Source organism: Kribbella sp. NPDC050241, from assembly GCF_044459685.1.
GTDB lineage: Bacteria > Actinomycetota > Actinomycetes > Propionibacteriales > Kribbellaceae > Kribbella.
The window spans coordinates 123,648-145,068 of record NZ_JBITJE010000005.1; the positions used below are offsets into that span (position 1 = coordinate 123,648).

At 68.9% G+C, this 21,421-nt stretch carries 22 protein-coding genes; 8 read left to right on the top strand and 14 right to left on the bottom strand.

Annotated features, from left to right (window positions below):
* Positions 1-13: 13 nt before the first annotated feature.
* The 8 genes from ACIBG5_RS24220 to ACIBG5_RS24255 form a co-directional block, all read right to left on the bottom strand.
* On the bottom strand, positions 14-691 hold the full coding sequence (locus ACIBG5_RS24220) for an SDR family NAD(P)-dependent oxidoreductase (protein WP_396393750.1): 678 nt from the start codon (positions 689-691) through the stop codon (positions 14-16).
* 106 nt (positions 692-797) lie between these two features.
* Positions 798-1,949 (bottom strand): N(5)-(carboxyethyl)ornithine synthase, encoded by a 1,152-nt coding sequence (locus tag ACIBG5_RS24225; protein WP_396393751.1) that lies wholly within the window; start codon positions 1,947-1,949, stop codon positions 798-800.
* 51 nt (positions 1,950-2,000) lie between these two features.
* Entirely contained in the window at positions 2,001-2,699 is a 699-nt protein-coding gene (locus tag ACIBG5_RS24230) for a hypothetical protein (RefSeq protein WP_396393752.1), read from the bottom strand.
* A gap of 87 nt (positions 2,700-2,786) precedes the next feature.
* Positions 2,787-3,521, bottom strand: coding sequence for a hypothetical protein (locus ACIBG5_RS24235; RefSeq protein ID WP_396393753.1), 735 nt, complete (start codon positions 3,519-3,521; stop codon positions 2,787-2,789).
* A 77-nt stretch (positions 3,522-3,598) separates the two neighbouring features.
* On the bottom strand, positions 3,599-5,125 hold the full coding sequence (locus tag ACIBG5_RS24240; protein ID WP_396393754.1) for a precorrin-2 C(20)-methyltransferase: 1,527 nt from the start codon (positions 5,123-5,125) through the stop codon (positions 3,599-3,601).
* The gene (locus ACIBG5_RS24245; RefSeq protein ID WP_396393755.1) at positions 5,122-5,757 is read right to left on the bottom strand and encodes a precorrin-8X methylmutase; all 636 of its coding nucleotides are present in this window, start codon (positions 5,755-5,757) and stop codon (positions 5,122-5,124) included. The genes ACIBG5_RS24240 and ACIBG5_RS24245 overlap by 4 nt, the downstream gene beginning before the upstream one ends.
* Positions 5,751-6,854 carry a precorrin-3B synthase gene (locus ACIBG5_RS24250; protein ID WP_396393756.1) on the bottom strand — a complete coding sequence of 368 codons (1,104 nt, stop codon included), beginning with the start codon at positions 6,852-6,854 and terminating at the stop codon, positions 5,751-5,753. Before ACIBG5_RS24250 ends, ACIBG5_RS24245 begins: the two co-directional genes overlap by 7 nt.
* Before the next feature lie 10 nt (positions 6,855-6,864).
* A complete protein-coding gene (locus ACIBG5_RS24255; RefSeq protein WP_396393757.1) occupies positions 6,865-8,028 on the bottom strand; it encodes an MFS transporter in 1,164 nt (387 codons plus the stop codon).
* 146 nt (positions 8,029-8,174) lie between these two features.
* On the opposite strand from ACIBG5_RS24255, the gene ACIBG5_RS24260 reads away from it, so the two are divergent.
* The 3 genes from ACIBG5_RS24260 to ACIBG5_RS24270 all read left to right on the top strand — a co-directional run bounded on the left by ACIBG5_RS24260 (position 8,175) and on the right by ACIBG5_RS24270 (position 10,819).
* Positions 8,175-8,657 carry a MarR family winged helix-turn-helix transcriptional regulator gene (locus tag ACIBG5_RS24260; RefSeq protein WP_396393758.1) on the top strand — a complete coding sequence of 161 codons (483 nt, stop codon included), beginning with the start codon at positions 8,175-8,177 and terminating at the stop codon, positions 8,655-8,657.
* A 97-nt stretch (positions 8,658-8,754) separates the two neighbouring features.
* A complete protein-coding gene (locus tag ACIBG5_RS24265) occupies positions 8,755-10,185 on the top strand; it encodes an MFS transporter (RefSeq protein ID WP_396393759.1) in 1,431 nt (476 codons plus the stop codon).
* 22 nt (positions 10,186-10,207) lie between these two features.
* Complete coding sequence (locus ACIBG5_RS24270; RefSeq protein ID WP_396393760.1) at positions 10,208-10,819, top strand: TMEM175 family protein; 612 nt, start codon at positions 10,208-10,210, stop codon at positions 10,817-10,819.
* Here the strand turns inward: ACIBG5_RS24270 and ACIBG5_RS24275 are convergent.
* From ACIBG5_RS24275 to ACIBG5_RS24285, 3 genes are all read right to left on the bottom strand, one after another.
* Positions 10,812-12,389 carry a carboxylesterase/lipase family protein gene (locus tag ACIBG5_RS24275; protein WP_396393761.1) on the bottom strand — a complete coding sequence of 526 codons (1,578 nt, stop codon included), beginning with the start codon at positions 12,387-12,389 and terminating at the stop codon, positions 10,812-10,814. The genes ACIBG5_RS24270 and ACIBG5_RS24275 overlap by 8 nt on opposite strands.
* 139 nt (positions 12,390-12,528) lie before the next feature.
* Positions 12,529-13,287: a precorrin-6A synthase (deacetylating) gene (gene cobF / locus ACIBG5_RS24280; protein WP_396393762.1), complete on the bottom strand. Its 759-nt coding sequence runs from the start codon at positions 13,285-13,287 to the stop codon at positions 12,529-12,531.
* A gap of 10 nt (positions 13,288-13,297) precedes the next feature.
* A complete protein-coding gene (locus tag ACIBG5_RS24285) occupies positions 13,298-13,831 on the bottom strand; it encodes a helix-turn-helix domain-containing protein (RefSeq protein ID WP_396393763.1) in 534 nt (177 codons plus the stop codon).
* 152 nt (positions 13,832-13,983) lie between these two features.
* On the opposite strand from ACIBG5_RS24285, the gene ACIBG5_RS24290 reads away from it, so the two are divergent.
* Positions 13,984-15,078: a hypothetical protein gene (locus ACIBG5_RS24290; RefSeq protein WP_396393764.1), complete on the top strand. Its 1,095-nt coding sequence runs from the start codon at positions 13,984-13,986 to the stop codon at positions 15,076-15,078.
* Here the strand turns inward: ACIBG5_RS24290 and ACIBG5_RS24295 are convergent, their stop codons facing one another.
* Genes ACIBG5_RS24295 through ACIBG5_RS24305 form a run of 3 tightly spaced genes read right to left on the bottom strand, consistent with a single transcriptional unit; the run spans position 15,079 to position 17,255 of the window.
* On the bottom strand, positions 15,079-15,708 hold the full coding sequence (locus tag ACIBG5_RS24295; RefSeq protein ID WP_396393765.1) for a maleylpyruvate isomerase family mycothiol-dependent enzyme: 630 nt from the start codon (positions 15,706-15,708) through the stop codon (positions 15,079-15,081).
* Positions 15,709-15,741: 33 nt separating this feature from the next.
* Positions 15,742-16,929 (bottom strand): RNA polymerase sigma factor, encoded by a 1,188-nt coding sequence (locus tag ACIBG5_RS24300; protein WP_396393766.1) that lies wholly within the window; start codon positions 16,927-16,929, stop codon positions 15,742-15,744.
* The gene (locus tag ACIBG5_RS24305; protein WP_360446535.1) at positions 16,926-17,255 is read right to left on the bottom strand and encodes a YciI family protein; all 330 of its coding nucleotides are present in this window, start codon (positions 17,253-17,255) and stop codon (positions 16,926-16,928) included. Before ACIBG5_RS24305 ends, ACIBG5_RS24300 begins: the two co-directional genes overlap by 4 nt.
* 146 nt (positions 17,256-17,401) lie before the next feature.
* Between ACIBG5_RS24305 and ACIBG5_RS24310 the strand changes: the two genes are divergently transcribed.
* The 4 genes from ACIBG5_RS24310 to frdA all read left to right on the top strand — a co-directional run bounded on the left by ACIBG5_RS24310 (position 17,402) and on the right by frdA (position 21,420).
* Positions 17,402-17,779 carry a VOC family protein gene (locus tag ACIBG5_RS24310; protein WP_396393767.1) on the top strand — a complete coding sequence of 126 codons (378 nt, stop codon included), beginning with the start codon at positions 17,402-17,404 and terminating at the stop codon, positions 17,777-17,779.
* A gap of 68 nt (positions 17,780-17,847) precedes the next feature.
* Positions 17,848-19,344 carry a glucose-6-phosphate dehydrogenase gene (gene zwf, locus ACIBG5_RS24315; protein ID WP_396393768.1) on the top strand — a complete coding sequence of 499 codons (1,497 nt, stop codon included), beginning with the start codon at positions 17,848-17,850 and terminating at the stop codon, positions 19,342-19,344.
* A 100-nt stretch (positions 19,345-19,444) separates the two neighbouring features.
* Entirely contained in the window at positions 19,445-19,678 is a 234-nt protein-coding gene (locus ACIBG5_RS24320) for a hypothetical protein (RefSeq protein ID WP_131356142.1), read from the top strand.
* Complete coding sequence (gene frdA / locus ACIBG5_RS24325; protein ID WP_396393769.1) at positions 19,678-21,420, top strand: fumarate reductase (quinol) flavoprotein subunit; 1,743 nt, start codon at positions 19,678-19,680, stop codon at positions 21,418-21,420. Before ACIBG5_RS24320 ends, frdA begins: the two co-directional genes overlap by 1 nt.
* Position 21,421 lies beyond the last annotated feature (1 nt).

Below are 21,421 nucleotides of genomic sequence, written 5' to 3' on the forward strand. Positions count from 1 at the left end.
GGCTGGGAGGACGTCAAGTGCTCTGGTAGCCGCCGTCCACGGGCAGGACAGCGCCGGTGACGAACCCCGCGTCCGGGCCGGCCAGGAAGGCGATCGCCCCGGCGACCTCCTCGGGCTTTCCCCAGCGGGCCATCGGCGTACGGGAGATGATCCGGTCGGCGGCGGCCGGATCGGCTTGCAGTGCGGCGGTCAGGTCCGTGGCGATCCAGCCGGGTGCGACCGCGTTCACCCGGATTCCATCGGCCGCCCAGGCGACCGCGAGGGACTTGGTCAGCTGGACGATGCCGCCCTTGCTGGCGCTGTACGCCGGAACGAGCGGACCACCGAAGTAGCTCAGCATCGAGGCGAGGTTGACGATGCAGCCGCGGCTCGCGGCGAGCAGGTCGTGCGCGGCTTCGGACGCCCGCAGCGCGCCGGTCAGATTGATCTCGAGGACCTCCCGGAACACCTCGGGCCGATGCTCGTCGCCACGGCGGATGATGCCGGCCGCGTTCACCAGGATGTCCAGCCGGTCGAGCGAACCGATCAGTTGCTCGAGTGCGCCTGGCTCACGCAGGTCGACCTCCACCTCGGCCGGACCGGCATCAAGACCTGCGGCGACGACCTGCAGCCCGTCGGCGCTGAGTCGGCGTACCGTCGCCGCGCCGATCCCGCTGGTGCCTCCGACGACGAGAGCGGTGCGAGCGGACATGCAGCTCAGCTTCGTGGCCGCTCGTACGGGCGGCAAGAAGTACCCGCACGCCGGATCGGCCCGATCCGGAGCACGGGCCGGTCAAGGCTCGTCCGAGTGCCCGGAATCAGAGCCGTGGGTGGGGATAGTCGGGGGAGCGGTGCTGGAAGGTGAGGATGCCGGGATTGCGGATGACGCCGGCCTCGATCTCGATCGCGGGGCCGAGGGTGGCATCGGCGTGCCAGGCGGCGGGGCCGCCGAGCACCGGGCGGAGGAAGGGCAGCACGGCTTCGCTGATCTCCCAGGTCGCCGAGTTCCACAGGTACGACGGGCTGTGGTCGACGCCGTAGTACGTGATGTGGTCACCGACCACGAACGTCGGGTCGCCGAACCCGGTCGGCCGGGCCCAGCTGAACCCCATGCCCAGGTCGCACGAGACGTCGACGATCAGGCTGCCCGGCGCGAACTGCTCCAGATCCTCCTCGACCAGGAACGTCAGCGGGGCGTCCGGATCCTGCAGCACGCAGTTCACGACCACGTCGTGCTCGGCCAGGAATCCGGCCAGGGGCACTCTGCCCTCGTCGGTCAGCGCGTGGCTGAGGCGCGGGTCGTCGTTCTCGGGGTCGTCGTGGTCGAACTGGATGATCCGGGCCGAGTGGATCGGCGAACCGACCGCGGTCACGCCCCGCCCGGTCAGGACGTCGACGTCGTGCACGCCGTGCGCGTTCAAGGCGGTGACGGCTCCCCGGGCGGTCGCGCCGAACCCGATCACCACCGCCCGCAGCCGGCGCCCGTAGTCGCCGGTCGAGCCGATCAGCTCGAGCGCGTGCAGCACGGAGCAGTAGCCGGCGAGCTCGTTGTTCTTGTGGAACACGTGCAGGCTGAACCGGCCGTCGGCGGTCCAGTGGTTCATGGCCTCGAACGCGATCAGCGTGAGTTCGCGGTCGATCGCGAGCTGGGTGACCTTGTCGTCCTGGACGCAGTGCGGCCAGCCCCAGAGCACCTGTCCGGTCCGGAGCTCGGCGAGATCCTCGGGCTGCGGCTTGGGCAGCAGTACGACGTCGGCCACAGCGATCAGTTCGTCCCGGTCGACGACCCCGGCCACGGACTTGGCCAACTGCTCGTCGGAGATCCCGAACCGCTCGCCGTACCCGGACTCGAGGACGATGCGCCGCCGCAGCTCTTCGTCGATCCGGTCGAAGTGGTGCGGATGGATCGGCAGCCGGTACTCGTTCTCCTTGCGGGAACGGCCGATGACGCCGAGCGTTGACTGGTCCACGAGGGCCCCTTTGGTTACGGCCTGTTGTAGCACAGACCGGCCGGAGGCCGTTCAGTCGACGCTGCTGTCGATGCGGCGGTGGTAGCGCTGGCCGGCCTTGCCACCGATCAACGCGGCGAGCAGCGTCACCACGACAGCCGCCACGACCGCGATCACTCCACCGGTGGTCAGGGTCTCGTTCGCAATCGGCACCGACGGCAGGTCCACCCGGTCCAGTACGTCGTACTGCGAACCGGCCAGCGCGGCGATCGCCGCGACGACGACCGTCACCAGGAAACCGATCAGCCAGACGCCGAAGCCCTGCCGCGCACCGTCGAAGCGGGCAAGCCGGCCGGCGACGTACCCACCGTTGTAGTAGGCGATCGCGAGGATCAGCAGCAGGACCGCGCCGGACGCGATGCCGATGGTGCCGGCATCGGACTCGGCCGCGTTCCAGTCGATGGTGGTCGCATAGTCGACCGCCGCCGCGACCGCGCCGACGATCCCGGTCAGCAGCGCGATCAGCCCGATCGCGACCAGCCAGCCGAAGAAGGCCGAACCGCCCTTGAAGCCCCGGTACGCCGGGTCCACCTCGGTCGCGGCGGACGTCCGGACGTTCGCCCGGTGCAGCGGCTGCGTGTCCCGGTCGTTGTCAACGTCGTCGTCGACGTAGCCCACCGGCCGCGAGTCATGGTCGTGCTCGCCGCGGCGCAGCGAACGCGTCTCGTCGACCTGCTGAGTGTCAGTGTCGTCCCGATACTGCTGGACCATGGTCAGTTCTCCTCACCAGACAGGCCCCGTGTCGCCCCATCCGGTACCCCTCAGGGGCGTCGACCATGCGTGGTGAGTCAGTGACCGTCAGTCCAGCAGGGTGTCGATCTTGTCGTGGTAGCGCTGGCCGGCCTTGCCGCCGAGGATCGCGAACAGCAGCGCGAGGACGACGAGGGTCGCGGCGGCGACGATCCCGCCCATGGCCAGGGTGTCGTTGGACAGCGCCACGTCCGGCCGGTTCAGATCGTCCAGCCAGCCGTACTGGCTGTTTCCGAAGGCCCCGGCACCGGCCGCGAGCACCGAGAACAGCAGCGCGAGCATCCACACCCCGAAGCCCTGCCGGCCGCCGTCGAACCGCGCCATCCGGCCGGCGACGTACCCGCCGGTGAAGAACGCCAGGGTCACCATCAGTACGACGACCGACGCTGCGGTGATGCCCGCGGCCCCGGGCTGGGCCTCGGCGTCAGCGCGGGAGTAGTCCAGGACCTCCGCCGTACCGACCGCCGCGGCGGCCGCGGCCGCGAGCAGCAGTACCGACATCGCGATGGAGATCAACCAGCCGAAGAAGGCAGCGCCGAACTTGAAGCCGCGGTAGGCGAGCAGGTCCGGGTCGGTGATGGGCTCGGTGGTGGCCGTTGGTAACGGCATTTGGGTCGGGACGATCGTGACGTTGCTCATCGCACGGTGCGCCGCGGCGCGTGCCTCCTCGTAGCGCTGGGTGGTGGTCGCGTCCGAGTCGGGCGCGGCCGAACCGGGGGCAGTCATGGTGGCGGCGTCGCCGGTGTACTGCGCTGTGGCGGTGTCGCCGTACTGCTGAGCCATCTCCGCTTCTCCTCACTGGTCAGCCTCGCGCCAGACCTACCCAACGGAGTCTGGTCCGACACTGCCGGAGGGCGGATTTAACCGGCCCCTGGTGTGGGCTCACTGTCCGTCGCCGGGTATCGGCGGGGAGTGAAGACCAGGGGTCCGGCCGGGCGGGGCACGGTGCGGGTCTGGGACGACCCGATCAGTAACAGGCAGCGCATGTCAACCTGCTCGGGGTCCAGTTCGGCCAGCGTTGTCACGGTGATCGACTCCCCGGGACCGCCCACATCCCGGCCGACGACGACCGTCGTACTGGGTGAACGGTGTTCGAGCAGCAGGTCGCGGGTGGCGCCGACCTGCCAGGTCCGGGACTTCGACGCGGGGTTGTAGATCGCGATCACCAGGTCTGCCGCGGCGGCCGCGGTCAGCCGCCCGGCGATCACGTCCCACGGCTTCAACCGGTCCGACAGCGACAGCACGCAGAAGTCGTGCCCGAGCGGTGCGCCCACCCGGCTCGCGACGGCCTGCGCCGCGGTCATCCCGGGCAGCACGCGTACGGCGATGTCGGCGTACTCGGGCTCGGACGCGACCTCGGTGACCGCACTGGCCATGGCGAACACGCCGGGATCACCGGACGAGACCACAACCACCTTCGAGCCCTTCCGGGCCAGATCGAGGGCGAACGCGGCCCGCTCGGACTCGACCCGGTTGTCCGACCCGTGCTTGCGCTGACGAGCGCGGTCCGGCAGTCGGTCGACGTACGGGCCGTAGCCGATCAGGTCGTCGGCACTCGCGATCGCCGCCCGGACCTCGGGTGTCATCCACTCCGGCCCAGCCGGACCGAGTCCGACGACGGTGACGGATCCGTCCGTGGCGGTCTTGGGTGCCGGCGCGGTAAAGGTGTTGTTGATCGGACTCGGGAGCAGCGCGAGCGAGAAGTACGGCACGCTCTCGGGATCCACCTCGGCCAGGGGAGCCGTGCGTTGCGCCTCCGTCGTCGCACGTTCGACATACCAGGCCTCGTCGGCGCGCCCGGCCAGCTCGAACGCCTCCCGCACGTTGTCGAACGTGCGGCCGAGCTTCATCACCGCGGCCGCATCCGTGTTCCGGAGCCGATCCGCGAGTACGTCGGGCGGCAGTGTGCCCGGCAGCACGGTGAGGACCTCGTCCCGCTCGCACAACGGTCGCCCGAGTACGGCGGCCGCCGCGCTCACCGACGTCACGCCGGGGACCACCTCGCACGGATACCGGTCGGCGAGCCGCTTGTGCATGTGCATATAGGACCCGTAGAACAACGGATCGCCCTCAGCCAGTACGACGACGTCCCGGCCGGCGTCGAGATGCGCAGCCAGCCGGGCCGCGCAGTCGGTGTAGAAATCGTCCATCGCACCCTGGTAGCCGCCGGGGTGATCGGTCGTCTCGGTGGTCAGCGGGTAGACCAGGTGCTCCTCGAGCTGGCCGTCCCGCAGGTACGGCGCCGCGACCGAGCGCGCGATGCTGCGGCCATGCCGCGCGCTGTGGAACGCGATCACGTCGGCGGCCCCGATCAGCCGGGCTGCCTTGACCGTGACCAGTTCGGGGTCGCCCGGGCCGAGCCCGACGCCCCACAGTCTGCCTGTCACTCTTCCTCGCTTGCGATGGCGTTGACGGTGGCCGCCGTGATCGCGCTTCCGCCTCGGCGGCCGCGGACGACGAGGTACTCCAGGCCGAGGTCGTTCGCCGCCAGCGTGTCCTTGGAATCGGCGGCACCGATGAAACCGACGGGGATGCCGAGGATCGCGGCCGGTCGCGGCGCGCCGTCCTCGAGCAGCTCGAGCAGCCGGAACAGCGTGGTCGGCGCGTTGCCGATGGCAACGACCGAGCCGGCCAGGTGGTCGTGCCAGAGATCGACGGCCGCAGCGCTGCGGGTGGTCTGCAGCTGTTGGGCCAGTTCCGGGACACCCGGCTCGCTCAGGGTGCAGATGACCTGGTTGTCCGCGGGCAGGCGCCGCCGGGTGATGCCGGCTGCCACCATCTGCGCGTCGCACAGGATCGGTGCGCCGTTCTGGAGGGCGGCCCGGGCGTTCTTGACCACGTTCGGCGACCAGGCCAGGTCAGCGACCAGGTCGGTCATTCCACAGGCGTGGATCATCCGGACCGCCACCTGCGCGACGTCGGCCGGGAGGTCGCCGAGCGCGGCCTCCGCCCGGATCGTCGCGAACGACCGCCGGTAGATCTCCGCGCCGTCGCGCACGTACTCGAACCCGCTCACCACGTCCCCATCCGCTCACCGTCGATCACATATCCGTTGCCCACGGCAAGTACGTCGACGAACTCGCCGGCCGGCTTGCCACAGCGCCGCTCACAGCCGGACCAGTGCATCGGCCGCTCGTGCCGCGGCAGCCGTGGCGTCACCCGCTCGGCGTCGGCCCGTACATCTGCCAGCGCCTTCGCACACCCAGGCTGCCCCGCACACGCTGTCACACCGTTCCAGGCCGATTCAGGATCTGTGACCAACCCAACCCCATCCAACCCCGCACCAGCCTCCGCCGGCACCACGACGGACCGCCAAGGAGTCACCCTCAAGTCCTGACCCAGGTGGGCGAGCACCGCGGACTGTTCCTGGCTGAGGCTCCCGAGTGGCACCGTCACCACCAGCGCAGTTCCATGCTTGCCTGCTGCGACTGTGGCCACAGCAGTCGGCAGCTCTTCCGTAGCCTGCAACCCCAGGCGGTCGAGGATCCGCTCCTCACCACGCTCGAGCTCCGCGATCCGCCACTCCTGCCCCTCACGCTCCTGCCGGAACGCCTCAGCCGCTGCGACCATCACCTCAGCCACATCACTCCAGCCCACCCGCACACCGCGAGCGCCAAGGCTCAACAGCCCTTCACGCTCATCCACCGCCCGCACGACCACATCCGCCCGCACCCCGGCCAGATCCCCGCGTCCGTCATCCAGCGCGAACAGGAACCGCCCAGGCAGCTCAGCCAACCCAGGCCGGGCACACAGCTCCCGGTCCACCGCAGCCGCCACCGGCAGAACGTCGTACCGGCTCTCCTGGTCCAGACCGGAGAGCGGCGACGCCAGAATGTTCCGCACGCGCTCATGCGGCATTGACGGCAACAGCCCGGCCTCGAACAACCGCTGAGACAGCTCCACCGGCGCATCAGGCGCGAGTCCGCGGATCTGCACATTCGCCCGCGACGTCAGCTCGAGCCGCCCGCCCCCAAGGTCCGCAGCTGCCGTCCGCAGTACGTCGAACTGGTCGGAACGGACCACGCCACCCGGCAGGCGAACGCGGGCAAGGCCTCCGTCGGCAGCCTGGTGCACCGCCAGCACACCCGGGCACCGATCCGTCTGAGTCCTCGACACAACCGCGATGCTACGTCCCCGCCTCCTGTGCTCTGGACCACAGCAGCACTCCGGCGGTCAGCGCCGCGCACACCCCGCCCGCGACCATGACGGTCGACACCGACCAGGCGTCCACCACCAGACCGCCCAGCAGCGCCCCGGTGGAGAGCACGGCCTGGAACGAACCGGTGAACAGGACGGTCGCCGCCTCCCGCGAGGCCGGTGCAGCCTTGGCGAACATGTTCATCGAGCAGACCGGCACACCGCCGTACCCGATGCCCCACACGATCAGCAGGGCCAGGGCTCCCGCCGTACTGCGACCCAGGACCGGCAACAGGAGGGTCGCGGTGGCGATGCAGGCGGCGCATCCGGCGAAGGTGAGGTGGACGTTGCGAGCGACCGCCGTACCCGCGATGAGGTTGCCGACCAGGCCGGCTGCGCCGTACGCCAGCAGGAATACACCGATCAGCTCCGGTCGGACGACCTCGCGGAGGAAGGGCGTCACGTAGGTGTAGGTGGCGAAGTGCGCCGTCACGACCATGCAGGTGACGACGATCGCGCCCTTGCTGCGGCGGAGCGCATCCCGGAGTACGACGAGCCTGGTCACCTGCAGCGGCGGTAGCGGCGGCACGGTGAGGTAGAGAGCAGTGAGCGCCACCAGGGACAGCACTCCGAGCACGGCGAACGACGTACGCCAGCCGGCCAGCTCACCCAGGACCGTGCCCGCCGGTACGCCGACGACCGAGCCGAGGGGGACTGCGGAGAAGATGACTGCGGTTGCGCGGACGGTCCACCGTTCTGGGACGAGTCGCGCGGCCAGACCGGCGCCGATCGACCAGAAGCCGCCGACCGTCAGGCCGACGAGGAAGCGGGCCAGCAGTTCGATCCAGTAGACCGGCGCGGCCGCGGCGAGGAAGCCGGCGACCGCCAGCAGAACCATCAGTGCGCACAGCATCAGCCGCCGGTCCAGCCGAGCGGTGGCGACTGTGATCACCGGCGCCGCGACGCCCGCGACCAGGCCGGGCATGGTCATCAGCCAGCCGGTGCGTCCGGGCGTGAGTGCGAAGGTGGACCCGATCGGGGTGAGCAGTCCGATCGGCAGCATCTCCGTGGTCGTGATCGTGAAAATCCCCAACGTCACCGCCACAACCGCGAACCACCGGACCCCCGCCACCCGCGTCTCAACAACAGTCATGCCCACCACCCAACCGCCCACCCACTCCCCCACACTCGCGACTTCACGACACCGCCCTGCACGTCGCATTCCCGCTACCAAGCCGACGGAGAATGATCGGCACGAGATGATCTGGCAGTAGATAATCCCGCGTTACCCTGGAGGTTATGGCGAAGACCCCAGTCCGCACGGTTCCCGACCTCACCGGCTACCTCACGCATGCCGGTCATGTGCTCGAGACGCAGTTGTCCGCTGCCCTCGCAGAGATCGGACTGACGGTGCGGATGCAGTGCGTACTGCGGCACGCCCTGGAGGAGGAGCGCACCCAGATCCAGATCGCCGAACTGGCGTACATGGACAAGACCACGATGGTCGTCACCGTCGACGCGCTCGAAGAGGCCGGGTACGCCGAACGCAAGCCCTCCGCCACCGACCGCCGCGCGCGCATCATCGCGGTCACCCCGGCCGGCGCCAAGATCGCCGCCGAGGGGCAGCGCATCGTCGACCGGGTCCACGCCGACGTCCTCGAGGCCCTCACCGCGAGCGAACGCAAACCCTTCGTCGACGCGCTCGTCGACCTGGTCGACGGCCACCTGTCCGTGCCGGTGGAAGCGGTATCGGTCCGCCGCGCCCGGCAACGAACGAGGTAGTCCACACTGCGAGGTGGTCCACCAAAAGATCGTCTAGTACGGAACTATCTGCTACCGTCGTACTTGTTCTGCTTCGAGCTGGGCAAGGAGATGGGTGATGGCAGTGGAAACGGCGGTTCAGGCGGGGCGTCCGGTGGCGGCCGGACGGACGAAAGCCCTGCTGGTGTTGTGCGTCATGCAGTTGATGATCATCCTCGACGGCACCGTGGTGACGGTCGCGTTGCCGACGATCCAGAGTGATCTCGGGTTCTCCCAGGCCGGCCTCGCGTGGGTGATGAACTCGTACCTGATCGCCTTCGCGGGACTACTCCTGCTGGCCGGACGGATCGGGGACCTGATCGGAAGCAAGCGGGTCTTCCTGGCCGGACTCGGCTTGTTCACGGCAGCGTCCTTGCTGTGCGGTACGGCGGGCAGCGCGGAGGTGCTGATCGCGGGCCGGTTCCTGCAGGGAGTCGGCGGAGCGCTCGCCTCGGCCGTGATTCTCGGCATGATCGTCGGCCTCTACCCGGCGCCGGGCGAGCAGGCACGCGCGATGGGTGTCTACAGCTTCACCTCGGCCAGTGGTGCGTCGATCGGTCTGATCCTTGGCGGTGTGATCACCCAGACCGTCGGCTGGCACTGGTCCTTCCTCATCAACGTGCCGATCGGCCTCGTCTCGCTCGCGTTCGCCGTACGGCTCCTGCAAGGAGAGAAGGGGCTCGGTCTCACCAAGGGCGCCGACGTACTCGGCGCGGTCTTGGTCACCGCGGGGCTGTCGCTCGCCGTCTACACGATCGTCCAGACCGCCGAGCCGCACGCGGAGCTCGCGCGCACGCTTGTCCTGGCCGCCGCGGCGGTCCTGCTCCTGGCCGCGTTCGTACTCCGTCAGGCCCGGAGCACGAATCCGCTGCTGCCACTGCACATCTTCCGCAAGCGCCAGACCACGGTCGCCAACGTCGTAGTCGTCCTGCTGTTCGCGGCCGGCTTCGGCTTCCAGTTCACCACCGCGCTGTATGTGCAGCGGGTCCTGGGCTACGACTCCCTCACCACCGGCCTGGCGTTCCTTCCGGCGCCGATCATGAACGCGCTGATGTCGCTGTCCATCGCGCCACGCCTGACCGTCCGTTTCGGCCCACGCATGATGCTGACCGCCGGACTGACAGCCTTCCTGGCCGCCCTGCTCTGGATCAGCCAGGCACCGGTGGATGGTTCGTACGTCGTCAACGTCGCGCCCGTCCTCGCGGTGATGGGAGCCGGCATCGGCCTGGCCATCCCGGCAGCGATCATGCTCGCGATGTCGGGCGCCGAAGCGGGCGACGCCGGACTGGCCTCCGGGCTCAACAACACCGCACAGCAGGCCGGTGCCGCGGTGGGGACCGCCGTACTGGCGACTCTGGCCGCGTCCACCACGACCAGCCGGCTGGCTGATAGTGCGAGCGACGTACTGGCGCTACGGGACGGCTACGGAGTCGCTTGGCTCGCCGCGGCGGCCTTCGTCCTCGGTGCGCTCGTGCTGTCGACCACTCTGCTGAGGGCTCCGCGGAACTGACCGGCCGCTACTGTTGTCGGCCGTGAGTACGACGAGGAACCCGGACCGGCTGGTCCTGTTCAGCGACGCGGTCGTCGCCATCGCCATCACCCTGCTGATCCTGCCGCTGGTCGAGGTGGTCACCGAGTCCAAGGCGGAAGGGCTGGACGCGCCCGAGGTGATCACCGAGCACTGGCCCCAGCTGTTCTCGTTCCTGCTGAGCTTCGTGGTGATCGCGAACTTCTGGCTCGGCCACCACCGGGTGTTCGAGCACGTCCGCGCGTACACCTCACCGATGATGCGGCTGAACCTCGCCTGGTTGCTCACGATCGTGTTCCTGCCCTTCCCGACCGAGATCGTGGGCACCTACGAGAGCGACCGGTTCACCGCGGGGCTCTACACCGGGACGATTCTGGTGCTCAGCATCTGCCAGTCGGCGCTCACCTGGATGATCCATGGGCATGCGGAACTCGAGAACCCGGACAACCCGGTCGGCACCCGGGAGCTGGTCGGCTCCCTGGCGCTGACCGGGTTGACGCTGATCGCCTTCCTGCTCGCGACCCTCGTCCCGGGGGTCAAGTTCTACGCGCTGCTCCTGCTGATCCTGTCCCCGGTGGTAGTGCGGGGCTGGGACCTGGTGCGGAAGGTCAGCTGATCCCGGCCCAGAAACCGCAGTGGTGCTCGGCGCTGAGGTTCACCGGCTGGATGCCGGTCTGGTCCGTGGGAGCCAATGAGAGCCCGGTGACTGTGCGACTCGTCGTGGGGGACCAGTGCGGCCGGTCGGGGCCGTTCGGGTTGCCGGTGCGGGCGAACGCCGTCCAGTAGTCGATCATCTGGTTCGACAGCTGCTGCTGGGGCTCCGAAAAGGGGAAGTCGTAGCCGCCGAGGCGGAAGAGGTACGGCAACTCCGCGGCGTGGATGGCGCCCAGTCCGTCGTCTGCGAGGGGCGAGTGCTTGTCTGCGAACTCGTACGCATACACCGGCACGCTGCGGGCGGCCTGCTGATCGCTGGCGATCTGGGTGCAGGACCAGATCCGGTCCGTGGTGACTGCAGTCCACGCCGCCGCGGCGGACTCGTACCGGCTGAGCGGGTACTCACGCAGTACCTTCGCTGCCTGCCCTGCGCCGACCATGTTGGTCACCAGTTGCGGGTAGTTCTCGGCCGTGACGTCGCCGAAGGCAACCAGCCACGCTGCGGCCTCGTCGTGGTTGTTGCCGGACAGGACCGGCACGCGGTGGAACAGTCCGGCCTTCAGCGCCTTGGCGGGACTCAGTGGCATCGTCGCAGTGCCGCCGTACGCGACCTGGGTGAACTGGAGCATGTCCTCGACCAGTACGTCGGACTTCGCGGACCGGAGGCAGGCGAGCATGGACTGGCCGGGTGTGCAGCCGAGCTTGTCCTTGTTGCCCTCGGCCCATTCCTTGCCGTTGGCCTGGACTCTGCTCACCGGGACGAAGGGGGCGTCGGCCGCCTGGCCCGGGTACTGGCTGTTGTCGTCCCAGTTGAAGTTGCACGAGCCGCTCTGCATGATCGCCTTCGCGAACAGGCCTGTCGCGGTGGGGGAGGTGAGCTGCGCGCACACGCTCATGCCGCCGGCGGACTCACCGGCTACTGTGACGTTGCGCGGGTCGCCACCGAAGGCTCGCGCGTTCCGCTGCACCCAGCGCAGTGCTGCCTGCTGGTCCTGAAGGCCGTAGGTGCCGGACCCCGGCAGGCCCGGGTAGCCGAAGAACCCGAAGATGCCGAGGCGGTAGTTGATCGTCACCACGATCACATCGCCACGGGCGGCCAGCTTGGACGCGCCGTAGTTGTAGCCGGCGCCGGAGAAGAAACCGCCGCCCGGAATCCACAGCAGCACGCCTCGCGGCTTCGCCGACTTGGCTGCGGGGGTCGTGACGTTCAGGTAGAGGCAGTCCTCGGCAGAGGCGCCGTCGGGCACTTCCGGGTTGGCCTGCTGCGGACACGGGTTGCCGATCTTGGACTGCCGTACGCCGTCCCACGGCTTCGCGGGTTGCGGGGCCTTCCACCGCAACGGCCCGACCGGCGGAGCGGCGTACGGGATCCCGTTGTAGACAAGCGCATCCCCGACGACCGTGCTCTGCACGAGCCCGGCATCCGTCCGTACGACGGTCGGTTCCGCAGCCGCACTGGGCTGCGCCGCACTCACCAGAAGAGCGGCCGGAGCAAGCCCGGCCGCAAGTATCACCAAGAGTCTCTTCGTCATACCCGAAACCCTCGGCGCAACCCCCCACCCGCCGCGTCGGCCCGAAGTCCAGACCGCCTACACCTTTGGTCTAACCGCCCTACGCCTCCCTCACCCCCGCCGCCGAAGGCGGTGTGCTTTTCAGGGCGGCGCAGGCGTCTTACCTGTGTCTTCTGAGCAGGTAGGTGTCCATGATCCAGCCCTTGCGGTCGCGGGCTTCGGCGCGGACCTTCTCGATCTCGGGTGCGACTTCGCGGAGTGGGCCGGAGATGAGGAGCTCGTCCGGGGTCCCGAGGTACGCGCCCCAGTAGATCTCGGCGTCCTCATCGACGTACGACGTGAACGCCGTCTGCGCGTCCAGCATCACGACCACGTCGTCCACGTCCTCCGGCCAGGCCTTCGCGAGTCGCCGGCCGGTGGTGATCTGGATCGGCCGGCCGACCTGGTTGAGTCCGACCCGATGCCGTGCGGCCAGCGTCGACACACTGCTGATCCCAGGAATCACCTCGACCTCGAACGCCAGGTCGCCGCGAGCCAGGATGTCATCCAGAATCGCCAGCGTGCTGTCGTACAGCGACGGATCGCCCCAGACCAGAAACGCGCCCACCTCATCCTCACCGAGGTTCGCCGCGATCAGCTCAGCGCACACATCGGCCCGGCGCCGCCGCCAGTCGTCAACGGCTTCGACGTACGCCGAAGTGGTCCGATCCCGCTCGGGGTCGCGGCCGACCGCCACGCGGTAGTCCTTGTCCGTGGCGTACCGGCGCAGGATCTCCTCGCGCAGGTCCACGAGCTCCTGCTTGACCTCGCCCTTGTCCAGCACGAAGAACACGTCGACCCGGTTCAGCGCCGCGACGGCCTGCATCGTCACCTGCTCCGGATCGCCCGCACCGACCCCGATCACCACCATCTCCCGCATGCGCGGCAGCCTAGACGTCCGGGAGCGAGACCAGCGAAAGGGTCAGGCGTTCCTTGCCGGGCTGCTCCTGGAGGTGGGGTTCGAGGAGGGCGTTGAGGCCCTCGCGAAGAGTGGCGAGATCGTCGGCGTCGACGTACAGGGCGAGTTGGCTGTAGCCCAGCTGCTCGAGCCGCGGGTCGAGGTCGCCGCGCTCGACGAAGCGGTCGAAGTCGGCGGCGAGCCGGGTCAGCATCAGCAGGAACGCCTGCCGGTGCTGCTCCGGCGTCATCGCGTGCGCCTCCCGCTCGTCGATCCGCCCGACCTTCGTCTGGTCCAGCGACAGCGTGCGCTCCGTCGTACCGCGGACCCGCCGCTCGCGCACCACGGTGAGATAGCCGGCCTCGATCAGTACGGCGACGTGCCGGTAGAGGCTCGTGGCCGGGACGTCCGGCAGGTCGTGCTTGAGCTCGGTGGTGGTCAGCTCGCGGCCGAGCACCCGCTGCACGATCCGCCAGCGGACCGGGTGCAGCAGCAGATCCGCCACCGGTGTCGGCGACTCCTTCATGGCCAGGCCTCCCATTGATCCCAACTTTGGTAATAATATCTCGAACGGAAGCATTCGCCCTCGACCGAGGAGACTGTGCAGGCAGGGCCCGGGAGAGCACACTGAGCTCAACCGCCCCTGAAGTTGGCCGACAGGGGAGGAGCGCAGTCGTCATGGCTGTGTGGTGGGGGAATGCGTGGAAGATCGTGCTCGTCGCCATGCTGGTCGCTGCGGCAGGTGGCTGTGGTGAGAAGCAGACCGACGGGGGCGGGACCGCGTCGGACGTGGTCCGGATGCGCAGTGTGAGCGAGGAGAGCGGCACCTCCGAGACCTACGAGGTCATCGCCGATCAGAGCGGGAGATACCGGCTCACGGCGGTCAGCGGTCCGGATGCCGGGGTGTTCCAGGTCTGGGACGGGAAGGCCCTGCTGATGCATCTTCCGGATGAGTCCCCGCAGTACCAGCGGTACGAGAATCCCGATCGAAACGAGATTCCTGTCGCCACGTGGTTCTACCGGCCTGACAGCGACGAGTTCCGGAAGTTCTGTCCGGGAGCGGAGAAGCTGGGCACCAAGACGCTGTTCGACCGGAGCGCGGTGCGTTACCACTGCGACGAGGTGGTGCCTGGCGAGACCGATCCGACCGAACCTCGGGAGGCGCGAGAGATCGCGCTCGACGAGAAGACCGGCCTGCTCATGGCCGACGGCACGGACTCCCCGACGGAGGTCACCTTCGGCGTCGATATCAAGCCGGACACGTTCTCCACTGAGGTGCCGGCGGGTGCCGAGACATTCCCGACAGAACTGCCCGACGGAGAGGAGGAGGCACCGGGGATGTACCCCGCCGAGCTTCCGGCCGTCGGTGGTGGCTTCATCAACACGGCTCTTTACGCCGGCAGTCCGTACGTCGTCGTGTCGGGACCGGCGGACGGGATCCGCGCCACACTCGCCCGGGTGCTGCCGATGACGCGCGCCGGCAAACCGGCCGTGGTGGGCTTCCTCTTCGCAGCTCCCGATGAGGACTGGAAGGGCTCGCTGCTCAACCCCGAGGACGAAAAAGCCTTTGTCGACTCGATCCTGAAGACGGCGGGAACGTTCCCCGCCCCGGTCGGCGTCGATATCAAGGGCGCGGCGGCGGCGTCCTTCGCGAGCAGCCCGACGGACGTGACGATCGCGCTCGTGACGGCCGCCGGTCCGTTCGCGCACGTGACGCTGGCCAGCGACGTGTCCGACGCCGAGCTGCGCAAGTGGATCGCCGAACTGTCCTGATCAGTGGGTGACTGCTGTTGTGAAGCGGGCGGCTGCTGGGCCGGTGAGGTGGCCGGGAGGGAGTGAGCGGCCGGACAGGATCAGGAGCAGGTCCTGAGCCCCGCCGGTGAGGGGTTCGCCGGTGCCGAAGGTCCAGTCCAGGTCGGTCGCGCGGAGCTCGATGCCGGTGAGGTCGACGCCGAAGTACTTGAGCTGGCGTGGCTTCAGGTCGCCGAGGATGTGGCGCAGCCGGTCGGCCGGCACGGTCCGGTCGATGCCGAGGGCAACGGTGATGTCGAGGCCGTGGATCACGTCGTGGGACAGCGCGCCCTCGTACCCACCGCCCGGCGGCTTCCACCCGTGGTCGACGTTGTCGCGCAGGCAGGCCGTCAGCTCCGCCGCGCTCAAGGTCGCCGCGTCACGCCGGGCGGCCAGATCGGCGTACCGATCGAACTTCCCGCGCGCCTTCACCATCCCCAGCAGGAACTGCGGTGTGGAGTAGCGGAACGGCATGGTGATGTGGGCAACGACCTCGCGCACCCGCCAGCCCTCGCACAGGCTCGGCTTGTCCCAGTCGTCCGCGGGCAGACCGGCGAGGACGCCGGCGAGGTCGGTCCGTTCACCCGCGATGTCCGCTCGGATGTCAGTCATGAGCAATCTCCTTTCGTCCCACCGACGAACGGATCAGGCCCGGACAGACACCTCACTCAACCTTCTGCGCAGAAATCGGCGCTCCGCATCCGTCCCGGCCAGTTCGATCGCCTCCCGGTACGCCGATGCCGCCTCGGACCAGCGCCCGAGGCGCCGGAGGAAGTCCGCTCGGGTCGCCGGGAGCAGGTGATAGCCGGTCAACGGACCCGCGGCCAGGTCATCCACCAGCCGCAGCCCCACGCCTGGCCCGTCGGCCATGCCGATGGCGACGGCGCGATTGAGCGCGACCACCGGCGTCTGCTTGAGCTGTCCGTACAGTGCCGCGATCTGCGGCCAGTCCGTGTCGACCGCCGTCCGCGCGGTGGCATGACAAGCGGCGATCGCGGCCTGCACCTGATACGGCCCCCGTGCGCCGCGGCGGAGCGTCGCCTCGAGAAGTGCCTCGCCCTCGGCGATCAGATCGCCGTTCCACCGAGTCCGGTCCTGGTCCTCCAAGGTGATCAGCTCGCCGTCGGCCGTCAGGCGGGTGGAGCGGCGCGCGTCGTGGAGCAGCATGAGGGCGAGCAGTCCGGCGGCCTCCGGCTCGTCCGGCATGAGCTGCACGAGCAGCCGCGTCAGCCGGATCGCCTCAGCACTCAGACTGCTGCGGACGACATCGGAGTACCCCTCGTTGAACAGCAGGTAAAGGACAGCCAGTACTGCGGGCGTCCGCTCGGGCAGGAGATGCGACGGTGGGACTCGGTAGGGGATGCCGGCGTGCTGGATCTTCTGCTTGGCCCTGGTGAGTCGCTTGGACATAGTTGTCTCCGGCACCAGAAACGCCCGGGCGATCTCCGCCGTACTGAGTCCGGCCAGCGTCCGCAGTGTCAACGCGACCCGGGCCTCCATGGCCAGCGCCGGATGGCAGCACGTGAACATCAACCGCAGCCGGTCGTCAGGTACGTCGTACGGCGGGTCAGGTTCGTCGGTCATCGCAGCCACCTCCTGCAGTTTGGCGGTGCCGACCGCTTCCCGGCGTAGCCAGTCGACCGCCCGGTTGCGTGCGGTGGTGGTCAGCCAGGCACCAGGCTTGTCCGGTACACCGTCCCGCGGCCAGCGCTCCAGGGCCGCGGCGAATGCCTCCTGCGCGGCCTCTTCGGCGAGCTCCCAGTCACCGGTCACGCGGATCAGGGTGGCGACCACCTGGCCCCACTCCTGCCGGTAGATCTCCTCGAACGTCACCTCACCCCCGGCGGTGGCTCCAGCACCGGGCGGATCTCGATGGTGCCGTAGCCCGCAGCCGGGTGCTTGGCGGCGATCTCGATCGCCTCGTCCAGGTCGGCACAGTCGATCAGCACGAAGCCGCCGATCTGCTCCTTGGTCTCCGCGAACGGGCCGTCGGTGAGCAGCAGTTCGTCGTTGCGGACCCGGACGGTCGTCGCCTCCGCCGGCGGCCGCAGCCCGGCACCGCCCGCGACCACGCCGCGTTGCTCCATCTCCTCCGACCAGCCGCCGCAGCCGTCGTTCGCATGCGACTCGTCACCACAGATCATCAGCAGGTACTTCATGGTCTTCCTCCACAGCCGGTCTCACCCCACCGACGAACGGTCCGGACGGAAACAGACAGCTCCACCGTAGTTCGTCCAGACCTGGCTCAAACGACCTGCCGGGACTAGCGTCGGCAGCAGTGGACCACCCGGGGAGGGGAATGGCTATGACCGGCCGAATTGTGCACTTCGAGGTTCCGTACGACGACGGTGAGCGAGCGCGAACGTTCTACCGCGAGGCGTTCGGGTGGAACCTGATGGAGATGCCCGACATGGACTACACGATGGCCTCGACCGGACCGGTGGACGAGCAGGCGATGCCGTCCGAGCCCGGCTTCATCAACGGCGGGATGTTCCAGCGCACCGCGGAGCTCACCCGCCCGGTGCTCACCATCGATGTGTCGGACGTGGACGCCGCGCTGAAGACCGTGGAGAGCCTCGGCGGCAAGCAGGTCGGCGAGAAGCTGGCCGTCGGCGACATGGGCTTCGCCGCGTACTTCGAAGACCCCGAAGGCAACGTCCTAGGACTCTGGCAAACCGCTTGATCCCTTAGCGTCACTTCAGGCACCTACACTGCGGATGTTGGCTCCGGTGGCGTCCGTGGGAGGACTGAATGCCTGACCGTACCCAGACCATCGCGTATCCGGCACCGGGATCGCGGCCGTCGCGGCGCGACCCGGCGCCGCTGGCGCCGCACGTGATCGTGCTGTTCGGCGCGACCGGTGACCTGGCCAAGCGCAAGCTGCTGCCCGGTCTGGCGTATCTGCAGCAGTCGAAGTTCGCTCCCGACGTACGGATCATCGGGTCGGCGACCGAGGACCTGACCGCGGACGAGTTCCGGGCCCGGGCGCGCGACGCGGTGGAGAAGTTCGGCACGCACCGGATGAGCGACGCGGAGTGGGCGCAGTTCGCCGACCGGCTCGACTACGTGCCGGTGACCGCCGGCCCCGAGGCGCTGGCCGCCGCGGTCAAGTCGGCGGAGGCGCTGCTCGGCCCTGACGCCTGCCGCCTGCACTACTTGTCCGTGCCCCCGAAGGCGGCCCAGTCCGTGATCGCGATGCTGCGCGACGCGGACCTGGTCGACCATGCGCGGGTGGTGATGGAGAAGCCGTTCGGCGACGACCTGGCCAGCGCGATCGACCTGAACGACTTCGTGCACGAGACCTTCGACGAGTCGCAGGTGTTCCGGATCGACCACTTCCTCGGCAAGGAGGCGGCGCTCAACATCCTCGCGTTCCGGTTCGCGAACGGGTTGTTCGAGCCGATCTGGAATCGCAACTTCATCGACCACGTGCAGATCGACATCCCCGAGTCGCTCGGGCTGGACCAGCGGGCCACGTTCTACGAGCCGACCGGCGCGTTCAAGGACATGGTCGTCACGCACGTACTGCAGGTGCTGTCCTTCGTCGCGATGGAGCCGCCGACCGCACTGGAGCCGCGGGCGATCTCCGAGGAGAAGAACAAGGTCTTCCGCTCGATGCTGCCGATCCAGACCCAGGACGTGGTCCGCGGCCAGTACGGCGGCTATCGCAACGAGGACGGGGTCGCGCCGGACTCCGACACCGAGACCTTCATCGCGATGAAGGTCGGCATCGACAACTGGCGCTGGGCCGGCGTGCCGTTCTACCTGCGCACCGGCAAGCGGATGGCCGAAGGCCAGCGGATCATCTCGATCGCCTTCAAGGAGGCCCCGAAGACGATGTTCCCGGCCGGCTCCGGCGTCGGCTCGCAGGGACCGGACCACCTGACCTTCGACCTGGCCGACTCGTCCCGGGTCTCGCTGTCGTTCTACGGCAAGCGCCCCGGTCCGGGGATGAGGCTGGAGAAGCTCTCGATGCAGTTCTCCACCCAGGAGACCGAGAGCGCGGGCGACGTACTCGAGGCGTACGAACGCCTGATCCTCGACGCCATGCGCGGCGACCACACCCTGTTCACGACCGCGGAAGGCATCGAGTCGCTCTGGGACCGCTCGGCCCTGCTGCTGGACGATCCGCCGCCGGTGAAGCCCTACCAGCCAGGCACCTGGGGCCCGAACGCGATCCACCAGTTGATCGCGCCCCGAGCCTGGCGTCTCCCGTTCGAACGCGAATGGCGAGAGCGCAAGCAGTAGTTCTTCCCGGCGACTCAGGCATTGCCGCCGCGAAAACCTAGGCGCACTATCGAGGCGTGATGTAGGTCACAAACGCCTCGAGCGGTTAGGGGGTAGGAGGATGACCGGGACGAAGACCCACCTCACGGGGGAGCGGGCGCCCTGTGGGCGGCTCGGCGATGCGGACCGAAGCCAGGAGGACGACTTCGAGGGCTTCCGGCTCGACGACATGCACTACGCCTGCGGCTGCCGGCACATGCAGCACGAGTTCCATGACGGGAGTGTGCGGATCCGGACCGTCCGGCACGACGGCAAGGTCCTGTCCGACGAGCACAGCGGCGAGCACGAGGCCTGATGACCACCTTCCATGACGTCGTGGTCATCGGGGGCGGCGGCGCCGGGCTGCGTGCTGCCATCGCGGTCGCCGAGACGAACCCTGCACTGCGGGTGGCGGTCGTGTCGAAGGTCTATCCGATGCGCAGCCACACGGTCTCGGCGGAGGGTGGCGCCGCGGGCGTTGCCGCCGACGACGACAGCCTCGACGAGCATGCGTACGACACGGTGTCCGGCAGCGACTGGCTCTGCGACCAGGACGCGGTCGAGGCGTTCGTCGCCGAGGCGCCGCGCGAGCTGCTCCGGCTCGAGCACTGGGGATGCCCGTGGAGCCGGCAGCCCGACGGGCGGATCGCGGTCCGGGCCTTCGGCGGCATGAAGAAGAAGCGCACCTGGTTCGCCGCCGACCGGACCGGCTTCCACCTGCTGCACACGCTCTTCCAGACCGCGCTCTCGTACTCCGACATCGTCCGGTACGACGAGTGGTACGTCACGAAGATCCTGGTCGACGACGGCCGAGCGTACGGCGTGGTCGCGATCGAACTGGCCACCGGGCGGATCGAGACCATCACCGCGAGCACGGTGATCGTGTGCACCGGCGGGTGCGGACGCGTCTACCCGTTCACCACGAACGCGAACATCAAGACCGGTGACGGCATGGCGCTGGCGTACCGGGCCGGTGCGGCGCTGAAGGACATGGAGTTCGTGCAGTACCACCCGACCGGCCTGCCGTTCACCGGCATCCTCATCACCGAGGCCACGCGTGCCGAAGGCGGCTGGCTGCTGAACAAGGACGGCTATCGCTACCTGCAGGACTACGACCTCGGTACGCCGTCGCCGACGCCGGTCATGCGCAGCATGGAGCTCGGCCCACGGGACCGGTTGTCCCAGGCGTTCGTCCACGAGGTGGAGAAGGGCCGGACGACGGATACGCCGTACGGGCCGGTCGTCCACCTGGACCTGCGGCACCTGGGCGCGAAGCTGATCGACGCCAAGCTGCCGTTCGTCCGCGAGTTGTGCACGAACTACCAGAACATCGACCCGGTGAAGGAACTGGTGCCGGTGCGGCCGGTGGTGCACTACATGATGGGCGGGATCCACACCGACATCCGGGGCGCCACGTCGCTCGAGGGCCTGTACGCCGCCGGCGAGGTGGCCTGTGTCAGCATCAACGGCGCCAACCGGCTGGGGTCGAACTCGTTGCCGGAGTGTCTGGTATTCGGCACCCGGGCCGGCCGGGCCGCCGCGGTGTTCGCGGGCCGCTACCGGGTCGCCGTACCCGAGGCTGTGCTGGCGCAGGGCCGGGACGAGGAGCGGCGGCTGTCCGGGGAGTTGGCCCGGCGGGCCGAGGGCCATGAACGGATCGCGGACATCCGCACCGAGATGCAGACCACGATGGAGAACGGCGCCGGGATCTATCGTGACGGCGACTCGCTGGCCAAGGCGGAGCACAGGCTGGCCGAGCTGCGGCTGCGGTACCAGCACGCGGCGATCGACGACCACAGCACGAACTTCAACACCGAGCTGATCGCGTGGCTCGAGCTGGGGTTCATGCTCGATGTTGCCGAGAGCATCATCGCCTGCGCGCTCCGCCGGGAGGAGTCGCGCGGCGCACACCAGCGCACCGACTTCCCGGCCCGCGACGACGATCGTTTCCTGGCGCATTCGCTGGTAAGCCGTCAACCGGACGGCACCGGTCGCGTCACCTACCTACCGGTGACCATCACCCGCTGGCCGCCGGGCGAACGCGTGTACGGGAGGTAGT

Coding starts and splice junctions, on each gene's coding strand:
- ACIBG5_RS24275 (WP_396393761.1), bottom strand. CDS start 12,389: ATGACGAAGAGACTCTTGGTGATACTTGCGGCCGGGCTTGCTCCGGCC.
- ACIBG5_RS24320 (WP_131356142.1), top strand. CDS start 19,445: ATGACCGGGACGAAGACCCACCTCACGGGGGAGCGGGCGCCCTGTGGG.
- ACIBG5_RS24230 (WP_396393752.1), bottom strand. CDS start 2,699: ATGGTCCAGCAGTATCGGGACGACACTGACACTCAGCAGGTCGACGAG.
- ACIBG5_RS24260 (WP_396393758.1), top strand. CDS start 8,175: ATGGCGAAGACCCCAGTCCGCACGGTTCCCGACCTCACCGGCTACCTC.
- ACIBG5_RS24290 (WP_396393764.1), top strand. CDS start 13,984: ATGGCTGTGTGGTGGGGGAATGCGTGGAAGATCGTGCTCGTCGCCATG.
- zwf (WP_396393768.1), top strand. CDS start 17,848: ATGCCTGACCGTACCCAGACCATCGCGTATCCGGCACCGGGATCGCGG.
- frdA (WP_396393769.1), top strand. CDS start 19,678: ATGACCACCTTCCATGACGTCGTGGTCATCGGGGGCGGCGGCGCCGGG.
- ACIBG5_RS24310 (WP_396393767.1), top strand. CDS start 17,402: ATGACCGGCCGAATTGTGCACTTCGAGGTTCCGTACGACGACGGTGAG.
- ACIBG5_RS24285 (WP_396393763.1), bottom strand. CDS start 13,831: ATGAAGGAGTCGCCGACACCGGTGGCGGATCTGCTGCTGCACCCGGTC.
- ACIBG5_RS24235 (WP_396393753.1), bottom strand. CDS start 3,521: ATGGCTCAGCAGTACGGCGACACCGCCACAGCGCAGTACACCGGCGAC.
- cobF (WP_396393762.1), bottom strand. CDS start 13,287: ATGCGGGAGATGGTGGTGATCGGGGTCGGTGCGGGCGATCCGGAGCAG.
- ACIBG5_RS24220 (WP_396393750.1), bottom strand. CDS start 691: ATGTCCGCTCGCACCGCTCTCGTCGTCGGAGGCACCAGCGGGATCGGC.
- ACIBG5_RS24295 (WP_396393765.1), bottom strand. CDS start 15,708: ATGACTGACATCCGAGCGGACATCGCGGGTGAACGGACCGACCTCGCC.
- ACIBG5_RS24265 (WP_396393759.1), top strand. CDS start 8,755: ATGGCAGTGGAAACGGCGGTTCAGGCGGGGCGTCCGGTGGCGGCCGGA.
- ACIBG5_RS24255 (WP_396393757.1), bottom strand. CDS start 8,028: ATGACTGTTGTTGAGACGCGGGTGGCGGGGGTCCGGTGGTTCGCGGTT.
- ACIBG5_RS24305 (WP_360446535.1), bottom strand. CDS start 17,255: ATGAAGTACCTGCTGATGATCTGTGGTGACGAGTCGCATGCGAACGAC.